Raw genomic sequence first — 26205 nt, forward strand, 5'->3', positions numbered from 1 at the left:
AAGCACCGCCTTAATGTCAGTTAACTCGCCTTGTGCCCGGCCGAGCGCCCATTACTGTAAATGAGGCTGGCACTTACTGACCGCACGGAGAATTTGGCGGGCAAATCGTTCAGGGTCTTTGGGCGTGGTCCAGATACTGTGCATATGCTCGGTATGGCCCGGTATGCCACAGCGGATTTTACAGAACCCATGCGCATGGCCGTTACACGGCACAATGACCCATCCATTGGCTAGCGCATACTCTATGGCGTCTTGAATGGCTTTGTGAGGATGCCTTTTCATCACTCTCCTGTCACAGGAATAGTACCATCGGGTGTGAACATCCGTCAACGCTGCGCGGTTGGCGTGTTTACCCCTCTCCCTCCGGGGCAACTCCTCGCCCTGGCTGCGCCACGTTATCACTCTCACGCCTTTCTGAATTTTCTATTTTTTTCTGAATCCTGATGCAGATCATGGCTCCCTCCATCATCAGATTTCGCGGGCCGCACCCTGTTTTACCCATAAAAAAACGGCCCTCCTGAGAGGGCCGTTTGGATTGCCGGGCCGTTAGTTGAAGAACGGTGAGCGGCTGTCGGTGATGCTGTAGAGCGAGTATTTGCGGTTGAGCATCTGGCCGCCGTCGCGGGTGAGCGGGATCCAGTTGATCTGCGCGCGCGTGCGGGTCGGCTGTACCGTCAGGATGTCCAGCGGTATCGAGATATAGAAGCCCTTGGTGAACTCCCCTTCGCCATACTCGTCCGCCGAGACGTTGGTCTTGGTGGCGAAGGCCCCGACGATCACGCCGCTGTTGAAGCGTTTGGAGACGTCGAGGGTCGCGCCCTTGTCCTTCGCCAGATACTGGCCGACGCTCGCCTTGACCAGCACGCCATCCATAAAGTGCGGCTGCCAATAGGCGGTCAGGTGGCCGGTGGCCGCCTTGTAGTTCGTGAAGCGCATCGGGCTGTCCCAGTCACGCTGCTTGACGTAGTTGGCGTCCACGCCCACCGCCCAGCTGCTGTCCAGCGGGCGGTAGAGCAGCTCGCCACCGGCACCGCCATACATCTGCTCCAGATAGCCGCCATAAATCTGGCCGTACCAGCCATCGCCGAGGCGGTTCATGTAGGTCAACTGCGCGTTGGTCAGGTAGAGGTCGTGGTTATCGACATACTCGCGGATGCGGGTACGCACGCGCGGCAGGCTACTGTCTCCCGGCGGCCCCTTGTAGTTGAACTTGTCGTAGTTGTTGTAGAGGTTGAGGAACAGCGAGCCGGAAGCGAGGAAGTGCTCCGTCATCCACCAGTCGGCATCGCCTTGCAGGCCCACCTGGTACATGTAGAAGGACTCCGGGCCGCCGAGCGACTGGTTCAGCACCGGTGACAGGCGCGCGTCGAAGTGGCTCTTCTCGGCGTAGTAACCCTGCTCGGCGCTCTCTGGCAGGTGCGGATCGGCGCGGTGCTGCAACAGCGGCTTCTCCTGACCGAGCGGGTAGCCCTGCAACTGCTGCTTCAGGCTCTCGGCATTGGTGACCGTGCTGGAGATCGGCATGTTCATGCTGGTGTCAGTGACCGTGATGGTCTCCACGCCTGCCGGCAGGTGGTTCACCAGAATGCGGTTGGCGCGGGCCACCGCCTCATCATTGTCGCGGTAGCGGTTCTGGCTGCCGGTCATGTAGAGCGTGCGATCCTTCACCTGGATATGCGGCGCGCTGTAGCCCGCGTTGTCCTGCAAGTCCGCCAGCTGGCTGCCCACGACCTGATGGTCGAGTAGCGCATCCTGCGGCTGCGGCTGGTAGGACTGCGGCGGCGGGTCGATATGACGCTGCTTCAGGTCGTTGAAGTTGGTGCGCAGGGTAACACCCGCCATCAGGGTGTTGCCGCGCTCCCAGCTCAGGTTGACGTCGGCCCAGTCAAAGACGCGGTAGATCGCCCCGACGTTCACCTTCGAATCCTGTTTCAGCGTGCCCGCGAAATCGCCCTGATAGTCATTGCCCTCATACTCCACTTTCAGGCGCAACGGCTGCCACGGGGTCTGGTACTCGACGCCGCCAAACAGCGCCGCCGGGCCGTGGAAGAAGTTTTTGCCGTTGAACTGGCCAGCCTCGCCCTGCTGGTTGTTGCGGTAGCAGAAGCTCGCTTTTGCCTCACAGAACGGGTTTTTGATATTGCCGCTGTTGCCGAGGTAGCCCCAGCCGATGCCGAGGGTGAAGTCGAGCGGCCCCCACGCCTTGCTGGCGGCGAGGTACTCGCTGTCAAACAGGCCGGTGCCGCCGAAGTCGCGGATGCCCACCGAGGTCTCCGGCAGCCAGAAGCCCTCTTTCCACAGGCGCAGCTTCAGGTCGAGGCCCTTGTCCTTGTAGGTCTGGTCGCCACTGAAGGCCGCATCCTGGCTATATTGGCGGGTGCGCACGTCGGTATAGCGGATGGTCGCCTCCAGCCAGTCAAAGGGCTGGACTGCCAGTGAGTAGAAGCGGTACTGGTCGTTGTCACGGTAGTTGAGGCTGAACTCCCCCTCCTTCGCCATGCGCCCGGTCGGGGTCTGCAACAGGCCGACGCCGCCCAGATCCCCTTGGGATGGCCCCAGTGGCTCAGTGTAGGTGGCAGCCTGCGCGCCCGCCGCCACGGACAGCGCCAGCGCGCTGATCACAAATGGTATTTTCATCAGTCAGGGACCCGGTTGGTCAACAGCGCCAGAATCTGCTGGTTCAGATCGCGATAGGCGCGGGGTAAAGAGGAGAAGCCGACAAACAGCGTGCTGCCGGGGGCCGGTTGCACATGGCGGTGGTTCCAATAGGCCACCGGCACCAACTGCACCGTGCCGTCAGGCTGGATCAGCCACACCTGATTGCGGTCACGCCCGGCCAGCCTGTCGTGGCCCGTCAGGTAGTCACGCGTATCCTGCCCCGGTACAAAGGGGGTCGGGCCGCTGTGGCTGAGCAGGCCAAACAGGCGAAGGGTCGTGGGGCGTGGCAGGGTGTAGAGGTGGTACTCCCCCTCCAGCCGGCGGTTCCACTCCGGGCGGATGCGCACTGCGTCCGGATCCAGCGTGACGAACTGGCGGCCCGTGACGGCCAGTTGCGTCACCTGCTGGTGCAGGTTCTCCACTGCCGCCGCCAAATCGTTATCCTCGTCTGCCCGGTAGTGGGCCGCCAGCGCGCCCAGCGACGCCAGCACCTGGCGCTTGAGCGCCTGCTGTTTCAGCGTGGCCTGCGGGGTGGCAATCACCGTGCCCGGCCACCAAGTCTGCCCGGCAAGCGCCGGGTTCATCACCAGTTCACTGAGATCGTTGGCACCCTCAAGGGTGACGGTCTCAGCCCGCTGCGGGAACGACACCACCACGCGGCTCTGCGCCAGCGCAGACGCGGCCAGGCCAACGCTCAGGCTGACCCCAAGTAAGAGACGTTTTTTCATCGTATTCAGGGCTTTAAGATAGTGAGGTTAACGTGGAAATCCGGGCCGACGGACTGCTCGGCCTTCCTGACGATGCCCGTGGCGGGATCGATCCAGAACCGGTTGCGGTAGTGCTGGCCCAGTGCCGGCACCGAGACATTCTCCTCCACGCGCAGCGTGTTGAGGGTGGTGCCAGCCAGCGTCAGCGGCTCGGCGCCGTCCAGGTGGAACACTGAGGTGACGGTGGCACTGCGGAAGGCCTTGCCCTCCGTCCAGCTCAGGGTGCGTGTCCAGCTGTCGCCCTCTTTCAGGCGCAGTGGGTGAAGCAGGGGATCATGGCGCAGATCGGTGGTCTCCAGCAGGTTATCGGTGTAACCCACGGTCTTGACCAGACGGCCATTCTGGGTGATCAGCAGCACGCGGTCGGAGGTGAGCCACTTGACCTGATCCTCTTCGGCGAAGGCTGCGACCACAAAGATTTGCGGGCCGTCATTGATCGTCGCGTAGAGGCTGGAGTACGGCAGGTTGTTGATCGCCTGATCGTCCATCTCCACATCCGGCATCCCGACGGTGGCGAGCGCCAGCGTATCCTGGATGCTGTGTTGGGTTTGGCTACAGGCGGCCAGCAGCAGGCACAATAACAGTGAAAAATAGCGCACGTTTCTTTCCCGAATAAACAGGCCCGTAACAGGCGCCGGCACAGGCCGGCAGCCGATAAACCTCCCCCGTAGCCGGGAGAGCATATGGTTATTGGCCGGGCCGGGACGTTCCCGGTCAGTGTCTGCGGGCCGGAGAGCCGGCATCCCCTTCCGCCAGCGCGGCAAAAGCAGCGCTGATTCCTTGCGAAAAGCGGGGCGCATCCACTGAATGGCCAGAGCAAGCCGCCTGCCGTTACATTCCGAAAACTAAAGGGTGTCCCTATGCTTATCAAATGGTTGCTGCATGGGTGACCCAAAGGGTATTCAGGCGTGCAGGCGTGGCTGGCTGCTTATTTATAATGCAATAAACAGTTACGAAGTGTCATCATGGATGGGGTGAATGAGTCGGCCAGCGGCGTTTTCACGCGTGGATCTGGGATTTTATAAATCAGTTTAACATTATGATTTATTAGAATTTTTATTGGGCGGCACGGGCAGGCATTTCACTTGACGCTTTTTCATACTTCTGGAAAATCTTGCAGCCGAGTGGACAGAAAAGCGCCTTAACAGCATCTCATGCTGGCAGGATGACTTAAGTTAAGCATTTTATTCGACCAGCCAGTTGTTAGCAGGGTAAATCGCCGGGCATGCGTGGTGAAATAATAAACGCCTTAGGAACTCGCTGATTTTATGCTTTTTCAGATAAAACCCACCCTATCAGGCGGAAAAGTCACGAAAAAAATGGCCCGAGCGGAGATTTCCACGCGGGCCATGCCACTTTTAACGCTTAAAGCTTAATCGTTTGTTAAGTATTAGCGCCAGGATTTGAACTGGTTGATCAGCGCATTGGTAGAGCTGTCGTGGCTGCTTACCGGCTCATCGCCCTGCAACTCAGGCAGGATGCGGTTGGCCAGCTGTTTGCCCAGCTCCACGCCCCACTGGTCGAAGGTGAAGATGTTCAGGATCGCGCCCTGGGTGAAGATTTTGTGCTCATACAGCGCGATCAGCGCGCCCAGGCTCTCCGGGGTGATCTCACGCAGCAGGATGGAGTTGGTCGGGCGGTTACCTTCGAACACCTTGAACGGCGCGACGTGTTTCACATCTTCCGGCTGTTTGCCCTGCGCCGCGAACTCCTGCTCTACCGTCTCCAGCGACTTGCCGAATGCCAGCGCCTCGGTCTGGGCGAAGAAGTTGGAGAGCAGCTTGGCGTGGTGGTCGCTCAGCGGGTTGTGGCTGATGGCCGGCGCGATGAAGTCGCACGGCACCAGCTTGGTGCCCTGATGGATCAGCTGGTAGAAGGCGTGCTGGCCGTTGGTGCCCGGCTCACCCCAGATGATGGGGCCGGTCTGGTAGCTCACCGGGTTGCCGTCGCGGTCAACGTACTTGCCGTTGGACTCCATATTGCCCTGCTGGAAGTAGGCGGCGAAGCGGTGCATGTACTGGTCATACGGCAGGATCGCTTCGGTTTCGGCCCCGAAGAAGTTGTTGTACCAGATGCCAATCAGCGCCAGCAGCACCGGCAGGTTCTGCTCCATCGGGGTGTTGGCGAAGTGTTTGTCCATCTCGTGCGCGCCGGAGAGCAGCTTCTCAAAGTTATCAAAGCCCAGTGAGAGCGCGATGGAGAGGCCGATGGCCGACCACAGGGAGTAGCGGCCGCCCACCCAATCCCAGAACTCGAACATGTTGTCGGTGTCGATGCCGAACTCGCCGACCGCCTTGCCGTTGGTGGAGAGCGCCGCGAAGTGCTTGGCGACGTGCTGCTGGTCGCCCGCCGCCTGCAGGAACCAGTCACGCGCGCTGTGGGCGTTGGTCATGGTCTCCTGAGTGGTGAAGGTCTTGGAAGCCACCAGGAACAGGGTGGTCTCCGGGTTGAGATCCTTCAGCGTCTCGGCGATGTGGGTGCCGTCAACGTTGGAGACAAAGTGCATGTTGAGGTGGTTTTTGTACGGGCGCAGCGCCTCGGTCACCATGTAGGGGCCAAGGTCGGAGCCGCCGATGCCGATGTTAACCACGTCAGTGATCGCCTTGCCGGTGTAGCCCTGCCACTCGCCGCCAATCACGCGCTCACAGAACTGCTTCATCTTCGCCAGCACCGCGTTCACGTCCGGCATCACATCCTTGCCATCCACCACAATCGGGGTGTTGCTGCGGTTGCGCAGCGCGATGTGCAGCACGGCACGATCTTCGGTGCGGTTGATCTTCTCACCCGCGAACATGGATTTGATTGCTGATTGCAGATCGGTTTCCGTGGCCAGCGCCTGCAGCTTTTCCAGGGTCTCCGCCGTGATGCGGTTCTTGGAGTAGTCCACCAGCATCTGGTCGTTAAACGTGCCAGAGAACGTGGAAAAGCGCTCGCTGTCCTGCGCGAACAAGTCGCTGATCTGGACATTCTTCATCTGTTCAAAATGCTGCTGCAGGGCCTGCCAGGCAGCGGTTTGGCTTGGATTGATATTTTTCATAGCAACGCTCTCGTTTGAGTTTCACGTAGTGAGATTAAAGACCGCATTGAGCCGATTGTATCTTGTAACTTCCCCGATGATATCCCTTTTCTTGCAATAGGCGACAACTGTTAATGGATATTTATTAAACAGTTACCTAGTGTGGCAGAAGAAGTGCTTTCAGCGTTAATAATTCAAAAATGAAAATCCCTCACCCCCCCGCCATTGACAGCGCAAGCAGAGTCGGTTATTCCTACTCCCCTACTCGCGCAGCCAGCGCGAGCCAGAAGAGGCGCGTCGCCCAGGTAGAGTGTCAGAGGAGCCGTAACCCGCTGAAGACACTTGAGGGGGAGCAACGCCGAGGTGCGGTGACAGGCGGCTGTCCCCGTATCGACTACAGAGGCTGAATCCTCTGGGTTGTCACCAGAATCGCCCCAGAAGGGCGATTAACAAGGTGGGGCGCTTCTGGGTGTATCGTAGCCATCTCTACGTCTGCCCCCTGTTTACTGCTCTCCCCTTGTGCCAAGGTTATGTTTTTGATTGTTGCCATCACGAATGGCCCCTGACACGAGGTCTACCATGACTCAAGCAGTACCCCCCAGCGCCGCCCAGCCGATTGTCGTTGCCAAATTTGGCGGCACCAGCGTGGCCGATTTTGATGCCATGAACCGCAGCGCCGATGTTGTGCTCTCCAACCCTGACAACCGTCTGGTGGTGCTCTCCGCGTCGGCGGGCATCACCAACCTGCTGGTCGCGCTGGCCGAGGGGTGCGACCAGCCGCAGCGCGACGCGCATCTGGCTGAGATCCGCCGTATCCAGTACGCCATCATTGACCGTCTGGCGCAGCCAGAGGTGATCCGGGAAGAGATTGACCGGATGCTGGAGAATATCGCCATGCTCTCTGAGGCGGCCGCGCTGGCCACCTCGGCGGCGCTGACCGATGAGCTGGTCAGCCACGGCGAACTGATGTCCACCCTGCTGTTCGTGGAGATTCTGCGCGAGCGCCAGGTGGCGGCGGAGTGGTTCGACGTGCGCAAAGTGATGCGCACCAATGACCGCTTTGGCCGCGCGGAGCCAGAGACCACCACGCTGGCGTCGCTGGCCGCGCAGCAACTGGCGCCGCGTCTGGCGCGTGCGCTGGTGATCACCCAGGGCTTTATCGGCAGTGAAGAGAAGGGGCGCACCACCACGCTGGGCCGTGGCGGCAGTGACTACACCGCCGCGCTGCTGGGCGAGGCGCTGCACGCGGTGCGCGTCGATATCTGGACGGACGTGCCGGGCATCTACACCACTGACCCGCGCGTGGTGCCGACCGCCAAGCGCATCGACAAAATCGCCTTTGAAGAGGCGGCGGAGATGGCGACCTTCGGCGCGAAGGTGCTGCACCCGGCCACCCTGCTACCGGCGGTGCGCCGTGGCATTCCGGTGTTTGTTGGTTCCAGCAAGGCCCCAGAGGCGGGCGGCACGCTGGTGTGCGGCAGCACGGAGAACCCGCCGCTGTTCCGCGCGCTGGCGCTGCGCCGTAAGCAGACCCTGCTGACGCTGCACAGCCTGCACATGCTGCACGCGCGCGGTTTTTTGGCAGAGGTGTTCAACATCCTGCTGCGCCACAACATCTCGGTCGATCTGGTCACCACCTCTGAGGTGAGCGTCTCCCTGACCCTCGACACTACCGGCTCCACCTCCACGGGCGAGAGCCTGCTGACCACCTCGCTGCTGACCGAGCTCTCTTCGCTCTGCCGGGTGGAAGTGGAAGAGAACTTGGCGCTGGTGGCACTGATCGGCAACCAGCTCTCACGCGCCAGCGGCGTGGGCAAAAAGGTGTTTGGCGTGCTCGACCCGTTCAGCATCCGCATGATCTGCTACGGTGCCAGCAGCTATAACCTCTGCTTCCTGGTGCCGGGCGACGATGCCGAGCAGGTGGTCCAGACCCTGCACCGCAACCTATTTGAATAACTGACGGCGCGCAGGGCGAAGCCGGGCGCATGCCCGGCTTTTTTGTCTCTGCCGTCTGGCGAAAAAACACCCCACCCTGCACCATGAAAAGAAGGAATCTGCTCCATGTTAGCGAAGATTACCCGGCTGTTCCCGTTATGGGCTGTGTTGCTCTCCGTCGCGGCCTACTTTGCGCCCGGCGCCTTTACGCCGATTGGCCCGCACGTCAGCACGCTATTGATGCTGATTATGTTTGGCATGGGCGTGACGCTGGAGTTCGCCGACTTCAAGCGCGTGTTGTCCCGCCCGGCCCCGGTGGCCGCCGCTACCTTCCTGCACTACCTGATCATGCCGCTGGCCGCCTGGGTATTGGCGAAGCTGTTCCAGATGCCGCCTGACCTGGCCGCCGGCATGGTGCTGGTTGGCAGTGTCGCCAGCGGCACCGCCTCCAACGTCATGATCTACTTGGCCAAGGGCGACGTGGCGCTCTCGGTGACCATCTCGGCGGTCTCGACGCTGGTGGGGGTGTTCGCCACCCCGCTGCTGACGCGGCTCTACGTTGATACCCACATCCAGGTGGATGTGGAGGGGATGCTGCTGAGCATCCTGCAAATCGTGGTGATCCCGATTTTCGCCGGGCTGGTGATCCACCACCTGTTCACCGGGCTGGTGAAGCGGGTGGAGCCGCTGCTGCCGCTGTTCTCGATGGCCTGCATTTTGGCGATCATCAGTGCGGTGGTGGCCGGTAGCCAAGGCTTTATCGGGTCGGTTGGGCTGGTGGTGATTGTTGCGGTGATCCTGCACAACGGCATTGGGCTGCTGAGCGGTTACTGGGGCGGCAAGCTGTTTGGCTTTGACGAAACCACCTGCCGCACACTGGCGATGGAGGTGGGAATGCAGAACTCCGGGCTGGCCGCCACCCTCGGCAAAATCTACTTCACCCCGCTGGCCGCCCTGCCCGGCGCGCTCTTCTCGGTGTGGCACAACCTCTCCGGCTCGCTGCTGGCGGGCTACTGGTCTGGCAAACCGGTCGACAAACCAAATGCCAACCCGGTCACCGCGCAGCGCGCGGACAAGGCCTGACTCCCCGGCGCTGCACTTGCAGCGCCTTTTTTTGCCTAGAGCGACGCGGCCTCGCCGCTCTCCTCATCCCGCTCATCATCCTCCAGCTCCTGCTCCAGCACGTTATAGGCCACGGCGCAGAACAGCGAGTTGAGGCGCTTCATGTCCCCCAGCAGGCCCAGATGCAGTGAACTGGTTTCGATGCTCTGCACGTTTTGCTGGTGCAGGCGATCGACATGGGCGTGGGCGTAGCGCCGATCCAGCAGGCGGAAACGGTGTTTGGAGCGGCGCAGGCGGCGGGCGCTGGTCAGGTCGCCAGAGAGGAACACCGACAGGCTGAGGCGCAAGTTGGAGAGCAGCCGCTCATGCAGCGCGTCCAGCTCTGCCAGCCCGGCAGCGGAGAAGGCGCGGCGGGCGTTGTGGGATTTCACCGCCACATCGCCGGTCATGCGTTCGATGATGTCGCCGGCCTGCTCCAAATTGAGCGCCATCTCAATGATCTCCGCCCAGCGGCGGGAGTCGCTCTCACCCAGATCCTCCTTTTGTATCTGCGCCAGATAGAGCTTGATGGCGGTGTAGAGCACGTCCACATCATCATCCAGCCGGCTCACCTCACGCTCCTGCGTCAGGTTGCCGTGCATCACCTCATGGTGGAGGATCAGCATATGCTCCACCACGTCGCCCATGCGCAGCGTCTCGCGCGCGGCATTGGCCAGCGCCAGCGAGGGGGTGTCCAGCGCGCTGGTATCGAGGTGGCGCGGTGCCAGTCGGGGATCGTCCTGCGGCGAGGCGGCCACCAGCCGCTGGCAAAGGTGCGCCATCGGCTCCGCCAGCGGCACCATCGCCACACAGCGGATCAGGTTGTAGAAGACGTGAAAGTAGATCACCAGCTCCTCGTCGGAGACCGGCAGGCGGTCGAAGTAGTCCGCCAGCGGGGTAACGAACGGCAGCACCACCACGCAGCCCACCAGCTTGAACAACAGGCTGCCGAGTGCCACCCGGCGGCCCTCGGCGTTCTGTTTACTGGCATTGATCATCGCCAGCAGGCCGCTGCCAAAGTTGGCACCAATCACCAGACAGAGCGCGACCTTCAGCGAGATGACGCCGGTGGAGGTCAGGGTGGCGGTCAGCAGCACCGCTGCCAAGCTGGAATAACTGATGATGGCGAACAGCGCACCGGTTAGGGCATCAAGCAGCACGTCACCCGTCAGCGAGGAGAAGATCACCTTGACGCCCGAGGCCTGGGTGATAGGCGTGGCAGCGGTGACAATCAACTCCAGCGCCAGCAAAATCAGCCCCAGCCCAATGGCGACCCGTCCCATCTGCCCGGCACGCATCTGTTTGCGGCTAAGGAACATCGCCACGCCAACAAAGATCAGCAGCGGCGAGAGCCAGGAGAGATCGAAGGTCAGGACTCGCGCCATCAGCGCGGTGCCGACGTCCGCCCCCAACATGATCACCAGCGCTGGCGAGAGCGCCACCAGCCCTTGCGCCACAAAAGAGGTCACCAGCAGCGCGGTGGCGTTGCTGCTCTGCACCAACGCGGTGACGCCGATGCCAGCGGCGAAAGCCAGCGGTTTCTTTTCCACGCTGCCGCTCAATACCTGACGCAGGTTTGCACCATACACCCGCATGATGCCGGTGCGGACAATATGCGTTCCCCAGACCAACAGTGACACGGCTGAAAGCAAGTGAAGAAGCGTTAACACAAATAGTCACTCCTTTAACCCCAGGCATTAACCGGCCCCGCCGCCTGCCTGGTGAGTCGGAACGGCGGGGCATCCACATCGGCGCGGCGGCGTCCTGCCCCGGCCAACGGCAAAGAGATTAAGGGAAATTAAGCATCATAGATGGCCCACCCGCCTGCTCGGAAAGGGGCTTTGTCGGTGAGCGCCCGTTAATCAGCGACTTACCACTTAAAACTGCAAGCAAGTGGCGTGCCACACCCCCAACGGGGGCTGTAGTTAACTGTAGACCAAGATGACTTTGACCAGCCGGCAGCCCGGTGAATATGCGCCGTGCGCCGCAATTTTAGAGCACGTGTGAGAAAAGATGAGGGAGGTGATGGCCTGCACGGCGAACGCGCGCAGGCCAAGGGGAATCAGTCGGCGTCATAGCCCAGGTTGGGTGCCAGCCAACGCTCCACCTCGCTGGCGCTCATCCCTTTGCGCCGGGCGTAATCCTCCACTTGATCGCGCTGGATTTGCGCCACGGCAAAGTACTTGCTCTGCGGGTGGCTGAAGTACCAGCCCGAGACCGCCGCACCCGGCCACATGGCAAAGGACTCCGTCAGCTTCATGCCGGTGTGCGCCTCGACATCCAGCAACTGCCAGATCTGCCCCTTCTCGGTGTGCTCCGGGCAGGCCGGGTAGCCGGGCGCGGGGCGGATGCCCTGATAGTTCTCGCGGATCAGCTCCTCGTTGCTGAGGTTCTCATAGGGCGCGAAGCCCCAGTAGACCTTGCGCACCCGCTCATGCAAGTACTCGGCGAACGCCTCCGCCAAGCGGTCAGAGAGCGCCTTCACCATGATTTTGTTGTAGTCATCATGCTGCCGCTCATAGGCCTCGGCCAGCGTATCCTCCTCCAGCCCGGCGGTGACGGCGAACGCGCCAAGGTAGTCCGGCTGGGTGCCCTTTGGCGCGACAAAATCGGCCAGACAGTAGTTGGCAAAGTCGCTCTTTTCCGTCTGCTGGCGCAGGTGGTGGCTCACCAGCAGCACCTCGTCGCGGCGCTCATCGCGGTAGATTTCGATGTCATCGCCCACGCGGTTGGCCGGGAACAGCCCCACCACGCCGCGCGGCGTCAGCGCACTATTGGCCGCCAGCATGTCGAGCATCTCGTTGGCGTCAGCGAACAGGCGCGTCGCCTCCTCGCCCACCACCTCATCTTCCAAAATGCGCGGGTACTTGCCGGCCAGCGACCAGGTCATAAAGAACGGCGTCCAGTCGATGTAGTTGCGCAGCGTGTCGATGCTGGCGCTCACCTCCTGCACACCAAGGCGATGGGCCACCGGCGGGGTGTAATCTTCCCAATCCAGCGTCAGGGCATTCTCGCGCGCCGCTGCCAGCGTCACTGGCGGGGTACGCGGCTTTTTGCGGCCATGCTGGATGCGCACCGTCTCGTACTCCTTGCGGGTGCGGGCGACAAAGTCATCGTGCTGGGTCTCCGAGAGCAGCGCGGAGACCACGCCCACGGTGCGCGAGGCGTTCTGCACGTAGACCGTCGGGCCGCTGTAGTTCTGCTCAATTTTCACCGCGGTGTGCGCCTTCGAGGTGGTCGCGCCACCAATCAGCAGCGGCAGGGTGAAGCCTTGACGCTCCATCTCCTTCGCCACGTTGACCATCTCATCCAGCGAGGGGGTGATCAGGCCGGAGAGGCCGATGATGTCCACCTTCTCCTCCAGCGCGGTCTTCAGGATCTTGTCGGTCGGCACCATCACGCCGAGGTCGATAATTTCGTAGTTGTTGCACTGCAACACCACGCCGACGATGTTTTTGCCGATGTCATGCACATCGCCCTTCACCGTCGCCAACAGAATTTTGCCAGCACTGCTGCCCTGCTGCTTGCTGGCCTGAATGTAAGGCTCGAGGTAGGCCACCGCCTGCTTCATCACGCGTGCCGATTTCACCACCTGCGGCAGGAACATTTTGCCCTCGCCAAACAGGTCGCCGACCACGTTCATGCCATCCATCAGCGGGCCTTCGATGACCTCAATCGGCCGCGCCGCTGCCTGCCGCGCCTCTTCGGTGTCCTGCTCAATGAATTCGGTGATGCCCTTGACCAGCGAGTACTCCAGCCGCTTGTTGACCGGCCAGCCGCGCCACTCGGCCTGCACTTTGTCCGCTTCGCCGCCGCCCTTGTTGCCGCGGTACTTCTCCGCCAGCTCCAGCAGGCGCTCGGTGCCATCCACCCGACGGTTGAGCACCACATCCTCCACCGCATCGCGCAACTCGGCTGGCAGGTCATCGTAGATCGCCAGCTGGCCAGCGTTGACGATGCCCATGTCCATGCCGTTGCGGATGGCGTGGTAGAGGAACACCGCGTGGATCGCCTCGCGCACCGGGTCGTTGCCGCGGAAGGAGAAGGAGACGTTGGAGACGCCGCCGGAGATCAGCGCGTGGGGCAGCTCCGCCTTGATGTCGGCGCAGGCCTCGATAAAGTCCACCGCGTAGTTGTTGTGCTCCTCAATGCCGGTCGCCACCGCAAAGATATTCGGGTCAAAGATGATGTCTTCCGGCGGGAAGCCCACCTGCTCGGTCAGGATCTGGTAGGCACGGCGGCAGATCTCAATTTTGCGGGCGCGGGTGTCCGCCTGCCCCACCTCATCAAATGCCATCACCACCATCGCCGCGCCGTAGCGCCGCACCAATTTGGCGTGGTGGACAAAGGCTTCTACCCCCTCTTTTATCGAGATGGAGTTGACGATGCCTTTGCCCTGAATGCACTTCAGCCCCTTCTCCACCACCTCCCACTTCGAGGAGTCGATCATGATCGGCACACGCGCGATGTCCGGCTCGCCGGCGATCAGGTTGAGGAAACGCACCATCGCCGCCTCGGCGTCGAGCATCCCCTCATCCATGTTGATGTCGATGATCTGCGCGCCGCTCTCCACCTGCTGGCGCGCCACCTCCAGCGCCTCGCTGTACTTCTCCTCTTTGATAAGGCGCTTGAAGCGGGCGGAGCCAGTGACGTTGGTGCGCTCGCCGACGTTGACGAACAAAGTGTTGGCGTCAATGGTCAGCGGCTCCAGGCCGGAGAGGCGGCAGGCCACTGGGATGGCGGGCAGCGCGCGCGGTGCCACGCCCTCCACCACGGCCGCGATGGCAGCGATGTGGGCTGGCGTGGTGCCGCAGCAGCCGCCGACGATATTCAGGAAGCCCGCGCGCGCCCACTCGCCAATCTGCGCCGCCATCTCATCTGCCCCCAGATCATACTCGCCGAAAGCGTTGGGTAGCCCGGCGTTGGGGTGCGCGGTGACATAGCACTCGGCGATGCGCGACAGCTCCTGCACATACTGGCGCAGTTCATCCGGCCCCAGTGCGCAATTCAGGCCGAAGGAGAGGGGCCGAACGTGGCGCAGCGAGTTGTAGAAGGCCTCGGTGGTCTGGCCGGAGAGTGTGCGGCCAGAGGCGTCAGTGATGGTGCCGGAGATCATCACCGGCAGCTCAACGCCCAGCGCCTCAAACTCGCTCTCTACCGCGAAAGTGGCGGCCTTGGCATTGAGGGTGTCGAATACCGTCTCAATCATGATCAGGTCAACGCCGCCCTCAATCAGCGCGCGCGTCGATTCGCGGTAGGCATCCACCAGCTGGTCAAAGGTGACGTTACGATAGGCCGGGTCGTTAACGTCTGGCGAGATGGAGGCCGTGCGGTTGGTCGGGCCAAGCACCCCGGCGACGTAGCGCGGTTTCTCCGGCGTGCGGGCCGTCCACTCATCGGCGCAGATGCGCGCCAGCCGGGCCGCCTCGTAGTTAATTTCAGCGGAGAGTGACGCCATCTGATAATCCGCCATGGCGATGGGCGTGGCGTTGAAGGTATTGGTTTCCAGGATGTCCGCGCCCGCCTCCAGGTAGGCGTAGTGGATGGCGGTGATCACCTCCGGCTTGGTCAACACCAGCAGATCGTTATTGCCCTTCAGGTCGCTGGGCCAATCGGCAAAGCGCGCGCCACGGCAATCCCCCTCCTCCAGCCGGTAACTCTGGATCATGGTGCCCATACCGCCATCCAACACCAAAATACGCTGGTTAAGCTGCGAACGCAGCGCTTCTGCTCGATTTGTCACTGTAACCTCAACCTTACTGCCGGGGCACAGCCCGGAACCTGTAAACGACGGCGCACCTGCGCGGTGCCGAAAAATCAGACAAGCGCCATCCTAACACAAGTTTTTCACCGGCCACTGCGGCGTATATTGAGACTTTTTCAGTTAGCGTGTTAAACAGATCGGATGAGCAAATCCGCGCCTTGCCAGCCATACTGAGTAAATGAAAATAAATTCCAATTTCCCTCTCTCTTCCGCTTACAAAAGGATGCCCCATGGCTACCCCACTTCCTGTCAAACGCGGTAAAAAGCCCCGTGCCGCAGCCACCAGCCCGGCCGCCACGGGCCAGGTACAGTCGCTGACCCGTGGCCTGACGCTGCTGGAATTTATTGCCGCATCGCACAACAGTGTGGCGCTCACTGAACTCGCGCAACAGGCTGGCCTGCCGAACTCCACTACCCACCGCCTGCTGACCACCATGCAGCAGCAGGGGTTTGTGCGGCAGGTGGGCGATCTCGGCCACTGGGCGATTGGCGCGCAGGCATTTATTGTCGGCAGCAGCTTTTTGCAGAGCCGCAACTTGCTGGCGATTGTGCACCCGGTGCTGCGACGCCTGATGGAGGCCTCTGGCGAGACGGTGAATTTGGCGGTGTTCGACCACGCGGATTCCCAGGTGATCATCATCGATCAGGTGCAGTGCAACGCCCTGATGCGCATGTCCGCCCCGATAGGTGGCAAACTGCCGCTGCACGCCTCGGGTGCGGGCAAGGCGCTGCTGGCGCAGTTCAGCGAGGCGAAGGTGAGTGAATTGCTGCACCGCACCGGGCTGCACAGCTATACCCACGCCACACTGACCTCGCCAGCGCACCTGAAGGAGGATCTGGCGCATACCCGCAAGCGCGGTTACTCCTTTGATGATGAGGAACATGCGCTGGGGCTGCGCTGCGTGGCCGCCTGCCTGTTTGACGAGCATCACGTACCCTTTGCCGCCCTCTCGCTCTCCGGCCCGCTGTCGCGCATCACCGACGACCGTGTCACTGAACTGGGCGCGCTGGTGATCCAGGCCGCGAAAGAGGTGACGCTGGCCTATGGCGGCACCCGAGGTTAGCGCCGACGGCAGCGTAACGGGGTTAACGCATTGTGCTAGCCCGTGCCCGCTTGCCGCGCAAACTGCCCAACGCCTTCTCGCTGCTGGCTGAAACGCCGGCCGTGCGGATAGGCGAACACATCCTCAATATATCCCTGCCGGATGCGCTGTTGCAGGCTGCGCCAGTAGGCGGCGCTGAAGAGATCGGCGTGCAGCTCCTCAAACAGCGCGCGGTTACGGCGGTCAGCGCACAGGAAGTGGCGAAACTCCTCCGGGAAGACATCATTCGGCGCGACGCTGTACCACGGCTCGGCCCCCAGCTCCTCCTCAGGGTGGCGCGGCGGCGGGATGTCACGGAAGTTCACCTCCGTCATGTAGCAGATCTCGTCATAGTCATAGAACACCACCCGCGCATGGCGTGTAACACCAAAGTTTTTGAACAGCATGTCGCCGGGAAAGATATTGGCGGCGGCCAACTGCTTGATGGCGTTGCCATACTCTTCAATCGCTGCACGGCGCGCGGCGTCATCTGCCTGTGCCAGATAGAGGTTCAGCGGGATCATGCGCCGCTCCATATAGAGGTGTCGGATCAGCAGGCGATCGCCCAGATCCTCCAGCTTCTCCGGCACCTCTCGCCACAGCTCCTCCAGCAGCGCCGGGCTGATGGCCGCCTTGGCTATCACAAAATTCTCATACTCCTGGGTATCGGCCATGCGCCCCACGCGGTCATGCTCCTTGACCAGTTGGTAGCAGTCCCGCACCCGCGCCGCACTCATCTCCTTCTGCGGGGCGAAGCGATCCTTGATCACCTTAAACACCCGGTCAAAGGAGGGCAGCGTGAACACCAGCATCACCATCCCCTTCACGCCGGGCGCAATGATGAACTGCTCGCGATGCTGGGCCATAAAGGCCAGATACTCACGGTAGTACTCCGTCTTGCCATGCTTCTGGCAGCCGATGGCCATATACAGCTCTGACAGGCTTTTGCCCGGCAAGATTTCGCGCAACCAGCCCACCAGCGCCGCCGGATGGGGCGCATAAACCATGAAATAGGCGCGGGCGAAACCAAAGACAATGCTGGCCTCATCCGGCTCCGTCAGGCAGGTATCGACAAACAGCGCCCCCTGGCCGTTGTGATGGATCGGCAGCAACAGGGGCAGCACCCGATCGCTCAGACGGATCTTGCCCACCAGCCACGCCGCCTTGTTGCGGTAGAACAGCTCATTGGCGACCTCAATACGTGCGTCAGCCAGCGCCCGCCGGCCAATGCGTTTTTCCAGCACCTGCACAATGGCCGAGACATCCCGCGTGAGATCCTCCCACGGTAGGCGCAGCGGCAGGGTGCCCAACAGCCCCTGAAACAGCGCGGAAAGTCCCCCACGCGGCATTAAATGGCGATCCAGCGGCCGCGCCACCGTGTGGATGCCCCCTTCAGGCTGGGAACTGAAGAGAAATAGCGTGTCCGGGGTGATTGCCCGATGGTGGAACAGCCGACAGTAGACGGAGTTGAAAAAGCTTTCGGCAATCTCATAACGCGGGTACTCCGGCAACAGCGTGGTGTAGATCGCCTTGACCCGGCCGATAAAGGCTGGCTCCTCCACCCTGCTGCCAACAATCTGGCGCAGTTGCGCCACCACCAGCCCCACATGGTGGTCATAGAGATGGATGCGCTGCTTCATGGCGCGCTGTATGCCATGCCAGTCCGCCTGCTCAAAACGCTGCTGGGCACCAGCGGTGATCTCCAGGAAGCGCCCATACTGGGCATCAAACCCTTGCAGGATGGTGTGGGCGGTCAGGCTCTCGACGCTCTGCTCCATCGCTTTTTCCCTCGCGAGTGGGGAGGATTGCCCTCCCCGCCGCATCAGAACTGCCGCTCTTCCGTGGAACCGGTGAGCGCCGTAACCGAGGAGCTACCGCCCTGAATCAGGGTGGTGACCTTATCAAAGTAGCCGGTGCCTACCTCCTGCTGGTGCGAGGCAAAGGTGTAGCCATGCTGGCCAGCGGCAAACTCCGGCTGCTGCACCTTTTCCACGTAGTGCCGCATCCCTTCCCCACGCGCGTAGGCATGGGCCAGGTCAAACATGTTGAACCACATGCTGTGGATACCCGCCAGCGTAATGAACTGGTAGGCATAGCCCATCTCTGCCAGCGCGTCCTGGAAACGGGCGATGGTGGCGTCGTCCAGATTTTTCTGCCAGTTGAAGGAGGGCGAACAGTTGTAGGCCAGCAGCTTGCCGGGGAAGCGGGCGTGAATGGCATCGGCAAACTGGCGCGCGGCGCGCAGATCGGGGGTCGAGGTTTCACACCAGACCAGATCGGCATAGGGCGCATAGGCCAGCCCGCGACTGATGGCCTGCTCAATGCCAGCATGGGTACGGAAGAAGCCCTCTGGCGTGCGTTCGCCGCTGAGGAAGGGGTGATCATTGGGATCGCAATCTGAGGTCAACAGGTCGGCGGCATCCGCGTCGGTACGCGCAACCAGCAAGGTGGGCACGTCCAGCACATCTGCCGCCAGACGCGCCGCCACCAGTTTTTGGATCGCTTCCTGCGTCGGCACCAGCACTTTCCCGCCCATATGGCCGCACTTCTTCACCGCTGCCAGTTGGTCTTCAAAGTGCACGGCCGCCGCGCCCGCCTCAATCATGCTTTTCATCAGTTCGAAGGCATTCAGCACGCCGCCAAACCCAGCCTCGGCATCCGCCACAATCGGCAGGAAGTAGTCGATATACCCCTCATCCCCCGGCCCGATGCCGTTTGCCCACTGGATTTGGTCTGCCCGCCGGAAGCTGTGGTTGATGCGTCGGATCATCGCCGGTACTGAATCCGCCGGATAGAGTGACTGATCCGGGTACATCTGGCCAGCGGTGTTGCCGTCTGCCGCCACCTGCCAGCCGGAGAGGTAGACCGCCTCCAGCCCGGCTTTCGCCTGTTGCAGCGCCTGCCCACCGGTCAGCGCGCCCAGGCAGTTCACATAGCCTTTGCGCGCCTCACCGTGCAGCAGCCGCCATAGTTTTTCCGCGCCCAGTTGCGCCAGGCTACAGGCCGGGTTTACCGAGCCACGCAAGTTGATAACCGCCTCTGCCGCATAGGGGCGAATAATTCCCGCCCAGCGCGGGCTGCGCCACTGTTGCTCCAGCATCTCTGTCTGTTGGCTACGTGAAAGGGTCATGGCAAGGACTCCTTATATCAGGAAGGGTTACGCCAGCAGGGCGTAGCCGGGCAAGGTCAGGAAATCGACCAGCGTGTCTTGGGTGGTGATCTGCGCCATCAGGCGCGCCGCATCTGCAAAGCGCCCGCTGTCGTAGCGTTGCGCGCCCAGCTCCTGCCGGATGGTCTCCAGCTCTTCAGCCAGCATCTGTCGGAACAGCGCTTCCGTTACCGGGCGTCCATCACTGAGGTGTTTTTGATGGTGAATCCACTGCCAGATAGAGGTGCGTGAAATCTCTGCCGTTGCCGCATCCTCCATCAGGCCATAGATCGGCACACAGCCATTGCCGCCGATCCACGCCTCGATATACTGCACCGCGACGCGAATGTTGGCGCGCATTCCTGCCTCCGTGCGCTCGCCGTCACAGGGTGCCAGCAACTGGTCAGCCGTGATGGGGGCATCCTCTTCACGCAACACATCTAGCTGGTTCTGCCGCTCGCCCAGCGCCTGATTGAACACCTCCATTACCGTATCGGCCAGACCCGGATGGGCAATCCAGGTGCCATCATGGCCGTTTGCCGCCTCGCGCATTTTGTCGGCCCGCACTTTCTCCAGCACTTCAGCATTGCGAGCCGGATCCTTACTCGGGATGAGGGCCGCCATGCCCCCCATGGCGAAGGCACCGCGCCGATGACAGGTTTGGATCAGCAACCGCGAGTAGGCGTCGAGGAAGGGTTTATCCATGGTGACAGATTGGCGATCGGGCAGGACGCGCGACGGATGGTTCCGCAGTGTTTTGATATAGCTAAAGATGTAGTCCCAGCGGCCACAGTTCAGCCCAACGATGTGGTCGCGCAGGTGGTAAAGGATCTCATCCATCTGGAACACCGCCGGCAGGGTCTCAATCAAAACGGTGGCTTTGATGGTTCCCCGTGACAGGCCCAGTCGATCCTCCGTGAAACTGAACACCTCCATCCACCAGGCTGCCTCTTGCCAGGATTGGGTTTTCGGCAGATAGAAGTAAGGGCCACTGCCCTTTTCGAGCAGTGTATGGGCGTTATGGAAAACGTAGAGGGCAAAATCAAACAGGCAGCCGGCAATCGCCTCCCCCTGCCACTGCACATGCTTCTCCGGCAAGTGCAGGCCGCGCACCCGGCAGATCAACACGGCGGGGTTGGGCTTCAATTGGTAGATTTTACCGCTCTCATTGGTGTAAGAGAGGGTGCCGTTGACCGCATCACGCAGGTTGGTCTGGCCATCCATTATCTTGTCCCAACCTGGTGCCAGCGAATCTTCGAAATCTGCCATGAAGACCTTCACGTTGGCATTTAATGCATTAATGATCATTTTGCGCTCGACGGGGCCGGTAATCTCCACCCGTCGATCGCGCAGATCCGCAGGGATGCCACGAATTTTCCACTCTGTTTCGCGAATGGAAGCCGTTTCTGAAAGAAATCCGGGCAGTGTACCCTGATCGATCTGCTGCTGTACCTGATGTCGCATCGCAAGTAACTGGTTGCGGCGCGGCATAAATTCGCTCACCAGCTCGTTAAGGAACTGGATCGCGGGTTCTGTCAGGATTTTGCTGTCGCTCTCCCGGAACATGCGGGTGAAGTGCAAAGGTGAAGTCAGTGTGGGCTGGTTCATCACATCCTCCTGCTTATGCATCATGGTGTTAGTAGATAATCACATGTCGGGACAGCGAATCTGCTGGGGCCAAACGTCAGCCACTGGGCAAAGTTGATGAATATTCATCCGACCCTATTGAGCATAATCTAGCCATTAAAAAATTCAAAAACAATTTCCATTTTATTTAAATTTCTTGGAAACGCCTTACAAAGCAGTATGTTGAATGAGGTAATAATGCAGATGCGTTGGGAAACAGCTCCCAGATTTTAAAAAGGGGAGTGGTCAGAGAGGTGGCAATGGAGGAGAGTAGCGCTGCGGCAATAAGGGGCTGCCGCAGCGAGAAGATCAGTCGAGCGTGGGGTTCATCTGGCGCAGATCAAACGGCGTGATCTGATAAACGTAGTAGTTCAGCCAGTTGGAAAACAGCAGATGGCCATGGCTGCGCCAGCTTGCTTTCGGCGGCAGATCAGGGTTGTCATTGGTGAAGTAATTCACGGGCAGAATCGCCTCTACACCCGCAGAGATATCACGCAGGTATTCACCGGCCAGGGTGCCAGCATCATACTCCGGGTGGCCGGTAACAAACGCCATGCGCTTATCTTTGGTCGCGAACAGATAAGCGCCCGCTTCTTCTGATTCGGCCAGAATGTCCAGGTCGGTCAGTTCACGTAGCGTGTGCGCCGGGAAGTCGGCATAACGTGAATGGGGTGCCAGGAAGGTTTCATCGAACCCACGGGTCAGCAGCGCGTGTGGTTGCAGCGTCTGATGCTGGTATACGCCTGAGAGTTTGGTTTCACGTGTCATTTTCGGCAAGCCATACAACACGTTCAGTGCAGCCTGTACAGCCCAACAGACAAACAGAGTGGAAGTGACATGCTCCTTCGCCCAGTGAATGATGCGTTCAATCTGCGGCCAGTAAGCCACATCATTAAAATCGACCAGTCCTAATGGGGCGCCAGTCACAATCAGGCCATCGAAGTTTTCATTCTGCACATCTTCAAAGTTGCAGTAGAAATTATTGAGATGCTCAGCCGGCGTGTTTTTTGACTCACGGCTGTCGATGCGCAGCAACTGGATGTCGATTTGCAGCGGGGAGTTGGAAAGCAGCCGTAGAAACTGATTCTCAGTCTCGATTTTCTTCGGCATCAGATTGAGCACCAGAACCTTTAACGGACGGATCTCTTGTGTTTTTGCTCGTGAAGAGGTCATGACAAAGACATTCTCTTCACGCAAGAAATTCACGGCTGGTAACTCATCCGGAACCCGAATCGGCATAGCTTCTTTCCTCGCAACATACGTTTATACGTTTAGACTTCTAGATGCCCGAAGATAGCCAATTTAGGCCAAGTTGTCGAGCTTTCATGCGGTTTATGAAAATGTTTCACTACATTTCGCATAAGGGTCTGACACGAGTAAATATGTGCCCAATAGCACCAGTAGAGAGTAATGAACAGGCAGTTTTGATCGATCAAAGGGGATCTGAGAGAGGCCACGGCCAAGAGATAAACATGCTAAATGACGAAATAACGTGCAAATCATAAAGCAATTAAGAGGAAAAGGCTACTTTTTGAACTCTATGGGTATCCATAAGACAAACAGAAAAGCCCCATGCTTTCGCATGAGGCTTTTCTGTTTTTTTGATGCCTGGCAGTTCCCTACTCTCGCATGGGGAGACCCCACACTACCATCGGCGCTACGGCGTTTCACTTCTGAGTTCGGCATGGGGTCAGGTGGGACCACCGCGCTCGTGCCGCCAGGCAAATTCTTTTTAAATGCCGAACATTAACCACTAAAAAACTGGTGCTGATACCCAGAGTCGAACTGGGGACCTCACCCTTACCAAGGGTGCGCTCTACCAACTGAGCCATATCAGCACGCTAAATTGGATGCCTGGCAGTTCCCTACTCTCGCATGGGGAGACCCCACACTACCATCGGCGCTACGGCGTTTCACTTCTGAGTTCGGCATGGGGTCAGGTGGGACCACCGCGCTCGTGCCGCCAGGCAAATTCTGTGCTCTGACCGCCCACTGGGCCATCAGATATCTGAACCAAGCTGAATATCGCGTCTCTAAAAACACCTTCGGTGTTGTAAGGTTAAGCCTCACGGGTCATTAGTACCGGTTAGCTCAATGCATCGCTGCACTTACACATCCGGCCTATCAACGTCTTCGTCTTAAACGTCCCTTCAGGAGGCTCAAGGCCCCAGGGAAGACTCATCTTGAGGCAAGTTTCGCGCTTAGATGCTTTCAGCGCTTATCTTTTCCGCACTTAGCTACCGGGCAGTGCCATTGGCATGACAACCCGAACACCAGTGGTGCGTTCACTCCGGTCCTCTCGTACTAGGAGCAACCCCTCTCAATCTTCCAACGCCCACGGCAGATAGGGACCGAACTGTCTCACGACGTTCTAAACCCAGCTCGCGTACCACTTTAAACGGCGAACAGCCGTACCCTTGGGACCTACTTCAGCCCCAGGATGTGATGAGCCGACATCGAGGTGCCAAACACCGCCGTCGATATGAACTCTTGGGCGGTATCAGCCTGTTATCCCCGGAGTACCTTTTATCCGTTGAGCGATGGCCCTTCCATTCAGAACCACCGGATCACTAAGACCTGCTTTCGCACCTGCTCGAGCCGTCACTCTCGCAGTCAAGCTAGCTTATGCCTTTGCACTAACCTCACGATGTCCGACCGTGATTAGCTAACCTTCGTGCTCCTCCGTTACTCTTTAGGAGGAGACCGCCCCAGTCAAACTACCCACCAGACACTGTCCTCACCCCGGATAACGGGGCCGAGTTAGAACATCAAACATTAAAGGGTGGTATTTCAAGGTTGGCTCCATGCAGACTGGCGTCCACACTTCAAAGCCTCCCACCTATCCTACACATCAAGGCTCAATGTTCAGTGTCAAGCTATAGTAAAGGTTCACGGGGTCTTTCCGTCTTGCCGCGGGTACACTGCATCTTCACAGCGAGTTCAATTTCACTGAGTCTCGGGTGGAGACAGCCTGGCCATCATTACGCCATTCGTGCAGGTCGGAACTTACCCGACAAGGAATTTCGCTACCTTAGGACCGTTATAGTTACGGCCGCCGTTTACCGGGGCTTCGATCAAGAGCTTCGCGTTGCCGCTAACCCCATCAATTAACCTTCCGGCACCGGGCAGGCGTCACACCGTATACGTCCACTTTCGTGTTTGCACAGTGCTGTGTTTTTATTAAACAGTTGCAGCCAGCTGGTATCTGCGACTGGCTTCAGCTCCGGGAGCAAGTCCCTTCACCTACGTGCCAGCGTGCCTTCTCCCGAAGTTACGGCACCATTTTGCCTAGTTCCTTCACCCGAGTTCTCTCAAGCGCCTGAGTATTCTCTACCTGACCACCTGTGTCGGTTTGGGGTACGATTTCGTGTTACCTGGAGCTTAGAGGCTTTTCCTGGAAGCAGGGCATCAGCTACTTCACCACCGTAGTGGCTCGTCATTGCGCCTCAGGGTTAATAAGAAAGCGGATTTACCTGCCTTCTCCCCCTACACGCTTAAACCAGGACAACCGTCGCCTGGCCAGCCTAGCCTTCTCCGTCCCCCTTCGCAGTAACACCAAGTACAGGAATATTAACCTGTTTCCCATCGACTACGCTTTTCAGCCTCGCCTTAGGGGTCGACTCACCCTGCCCCGATTAACGTTGGACAGGAACCCTTGGTCTTCCGGCGAGCGGGCTTTTCACCCGCTTTATCGTTACTTATGTCAGCATTCGCACTTCTGATACCTCCAGCAGACCTCACAGTCCACCTTCGCAGGCTTACAGAACGCTCCCCTACCCAACAACGCCTAAGCGTCGCTGCCGCAGCTTCGGTGCATGGTTTAGCCCCGTTACATCTTCCGCGCAGGCCGACTCGACCAGTGAGCTATTACGCTTTCTTTAAATGATGGCTGCTTCTAAGCCAACATCCTGGCTGTCTATGCCTTCCCACATCGTTTCCCACTTAACCATGACTTTGGGACCTTAGCTGGCGGTCTGGGTTGTTTCCCTCTTCACGACGGACGTTAGCACCCGCCGTGTGTCTCCCGTGATAATATTCTTCGGTATTCGCAGTTTGCATCGGGTTGGTAAGCCGGGGTGGCCCCCTAGCCGAAACAGTGCTCTACCCCCGAAGATAAATTCACGAGGCGCTACCTAAATAGCTTTCGGGGAGAACCAGCTATCTCCCGGTTTGATTGGCCTTTCACCCCCAGCCACAAGTCATCCGCTAATTTTTCAACATTAGTCGGTTCGGTCCTCCAGTTAGTGTTACCCAACCTTCAACCTGCCCATGGCTAGATCACCGGGTTTCGGGTCTATACCTTGCAACTAGACGCCCAGTTAAGACTCGGTTTCCCTACGGCTCCCCTATTCGGTTAACCTTGCTACAAAATATAAGTCGCTGACCCATTATACAAAAGGTACGCAGTCACCCTGATAAATCAAGGCTCCCACTGCTTGTACGTACACGGTTTCAGGTTCTATTTCACTCCCCTCGCCGGGGTTCTTTTCGCCTTTCCCTCACGGTACTGGTTCACTATCGGTCAGTCAGGAGTATTTAGCCTTGGAGGATGGTCCCCCCATATTCAGACAGGATGTCACGTGTCCCGCCCTACTCATCGAACTCACAGCCTGTGTATTTTTGTGTACGGGACTATCACCCTTTACTGTGCGACTTTCCAGACGCTTCCACTAACACACAAACTGATTCAGGTTCTGGGCTGTTCCCCGTTCGCTCGCCGCTACTGGGGGAATCTCGGTTGATTTCTTTTCCTCGGGGTACTTAGATGTTTCAGTTCCCCCGGTTCGCCTCACTGCACTATGTATTCATGCAGAGATAGTGTGACGTATCACACTGGGTTTCCCCATTCGGGTATCGTCGGGTATAACGCTTCATATCAGCTTACCGACGCTTATCGCAGATTAGCACGCCCTTCATCGCCTCTGACTGCCTAGGCATCCACCGTGTACGCTTAGTCGCTTAACCTCACAACCCGAAGATGTTTCCATCAGGATGTGATTATTTGAGAGACTCTCTTACATGCGCCATCTCTCAAGACTTCTACGGAGAGAGACAGGGCTGTAAGGTTTCAATTTTCAGCTTGTTCCAGATTGTTAAAGAGCAAATAT

Annotated in this window: 13 protein-coding genes, 1 tRNA gene, 3 rRNA genes and 1 riboswitch; of the genes, 3 read left to right on the forward strand and 14 right to left on the reverse strand. The window is 59.5% G+C overall.

Annotated elements, in window-relative coordinates:
• Positions 1-546: 546 nt before the first annotated feature.
• The 4 genes from ACK3SD_RS16105 to pgi form a co-directional block, all read right to left on the reverse strand.
• Entirely contained in the window at positions 547-2637 is a 2091-nt protein-coding gene (locus ACK3SD_RS16105; protein ID WP_481126146.1) for a YjbH domain-containing protein, read from the reverse strand.
• On the reverse strand, positions 2637-3386 hold the full coding sequence (locus ACK3SD_RS16110) for a capsule biosynthesis GfcC family protein (protein WP_481126147.1): 750 nt from the start codon (positions 3384-3386) through the stop codon (positions 2637-2639). Before ACK3SD_RS16110 ends, ACK3SD_RS16105 begins: the two co-directional genes overlap by 1 nt.
• A gap of 5 nt (positions 3387-3391) precedes the next feature.
• A complete protein-coding gene (locus tag ACK3SD_RS16115; protein ID WP_481126148.1) occupies positions 3392-4024 on the reverse strand; it encodes a YjbF family lipoprotein in 633 nt (210 codons plus the stop codon).
• Between the two features lie 791 nt (positions 4025-4815).
• Entirely contained in the window at positions 4816-6462 is a 1647-nt protein-coding gene (pgi, locus tag ACK3SD_RS16120) for a glucose-6-phosphate isomerase (RefSeq protein ID WP_481126149.1), read from the reverse strand.
• A gap of 258 nt (positions 6463-6720) precedes the next feature.
• Positions 6721-6914, forward strand: a riboswitch (Lysine riboswitch).
• 106 nt (positions 6915-7020) lie between these two features.
• On the opposite strand from pgi, the gene lysC reads away from it, so the two are divergent.
• Both lysC and panS read left to right on the forward strand, forming a co-directional pair.
• Positions 7021-8397 (forward strand): lysine-sensitive aspartokinase 3, encoded by a 1377-nt coding sequence (gene lysC, locus ACK3SD_RS16125; RefSeq protein WP_481126150.1) that lies wholly within the window; start codon positions 7021-7023, stop codon positions 8395-8397.
• 105 nt (positions 8398-8502) lie between these two features.
• Positions 8503-9459, forward strand: coding sequence for a ketopantoate/pantoate/pantothenate transporter PanS (gene panS / locus ACK3SD_RS16130; protein WP_481126151.1), 957 nt, complete (start codon positions 8503-8505; stop codon positions 9457-9459).
• 35 nt (positions 9460-9494) lie between these two features.
• Here the strand turns inward: panS and ACK3SD_RS16135 are convergent, their stop codons facing one another.
• A complete protein-coding gene (locus ACK3SD_RS16135; protein WP_481126152.1) occupies positions 9495-11147 on the reverse strand; it encodes a Na/Pi cotransporter family protein in 1653 nt (550 codons plus the stop codon).
• Between the two features lie 392 nt (positions 11148-11539).
• Positions 11540-15220, reverse strand: coding sequence for a methionine synthase (gene metH / locus ACK3SD_RS16140; protein ID WP_481126153.1), 3681 nt, complete (start codon positions 15218-15220; stop codon positions 11540-11542).
• 251 nt (positions 15221-15471) lie between these two features.
• On the opposite strand from metH, the gene iclR reads away from it, so the two are divergent.
• Positions 15472-16305, forward strand: a complete 834-nt coding sequence (gene iclR / locus ACK3SD_RS16145; RefSeq protein WP_481126154.1) for a glyoxylate bypass operon transcriptional repressor IclR — start codon at positions 15472-15474, stop codon at positions 16303-16305.
• 35 nt (positions 16306-16340) lie between these two features.
• On the opposite strand, the gene aceK is transcribed toward iclR, so the two are convergent.
• The 8 genes from aceK to ACK3SD_RS16185 all read right to left on the reverse strand — a co-directional run bounded on the left by aceK (position 16341) and on the right by ACK3SD_RS16185 (position 26062).
• The gene (gene aceK / locus ACK3SD_RS16150; RefSeq protein WP_481126155.1) at positions 16341-18101 is read right to left on the reverse strand and encodes a bifunctional isocitrate dehydrogenase kinase/phosphatase; all 1761 of its coding nucleotides are present in this window, start codon (positions 18099-18101) and stop codon (positions 16341-16343) included.
• A gap of 44 nt (positions 18102-18145) precedes the next feature.
• Positions 18146-19453 carry an isocitrate lyase gene (aceA, locus tag ACK3SD_RS16155; protein WP_481126156.1) on the reverse strand — a complete coding sequence of 436 codons (1308 nt, stop codon included), beginning with the start codon at positions 19451-19453 and terminating at the stop codon, positions 18146-18148.
• 27 nt (positions 19454-19480) lie between these two features.
• Positions 19481-21079 carry a malate synthase A gene (gene aceB, locus ACK3SD_RS16160; RefSeq protein WP_481126157.1) on the reverse strand — a complete coding sequence of 533 codons (1599 nt, stop codon included), beginning with the start codon at positions 21077-21079 and terminating at the stop codon, positions 19481-19483.
• A gap of 327 nt (positions 21080-21406) precedes the next feature.
• The gene (gene metA / locus ACK3SD_RS16165) at positions 21407-22336 is read right to left on the reverse strand and encodes a homoserine O-succinyltransferase MetA (RefSeq protein ID WP_481126158.1); all 930 of its coding nucleotides are present in this window, start codon (positions 22334-22336) and stop codon (positions 21407-21409) included.
• Positions 22337-22703: 367 nt separating this feature from the next.
• Positions 22704-22819 (reverse strand): 5S ribosomal RNA (gene rrf / locus ACK3SD_RS16170).
• A gap of 40 nt (positions 22820-22859) precedes the next feature.
• Positions 22860-22935 (reverse strand) — tRNA-Thr (locus tag ACK3SD_RS16175).
• A 14-nt stretch (positions 22936-22949) separates the two neighbouring features.
• Positions 22950-23065, reverse strand: a 5S ribosomal RNA gene (gene rrf / locus ACK3SD_RS16180).
• Positions 23066-23152: 87 nt separating this feature from the next.
• Positions 23153-26062 (reverse strand): 23S ribosomal RNA (locus ACK3SD_RS16185).
• Between the last annotated feature and the right edge of the window lie 143 nt (positions 26063-26205).

This window comes from Chimaeribacter sp. YP20170169 (genome assembly GCF_056739715.1).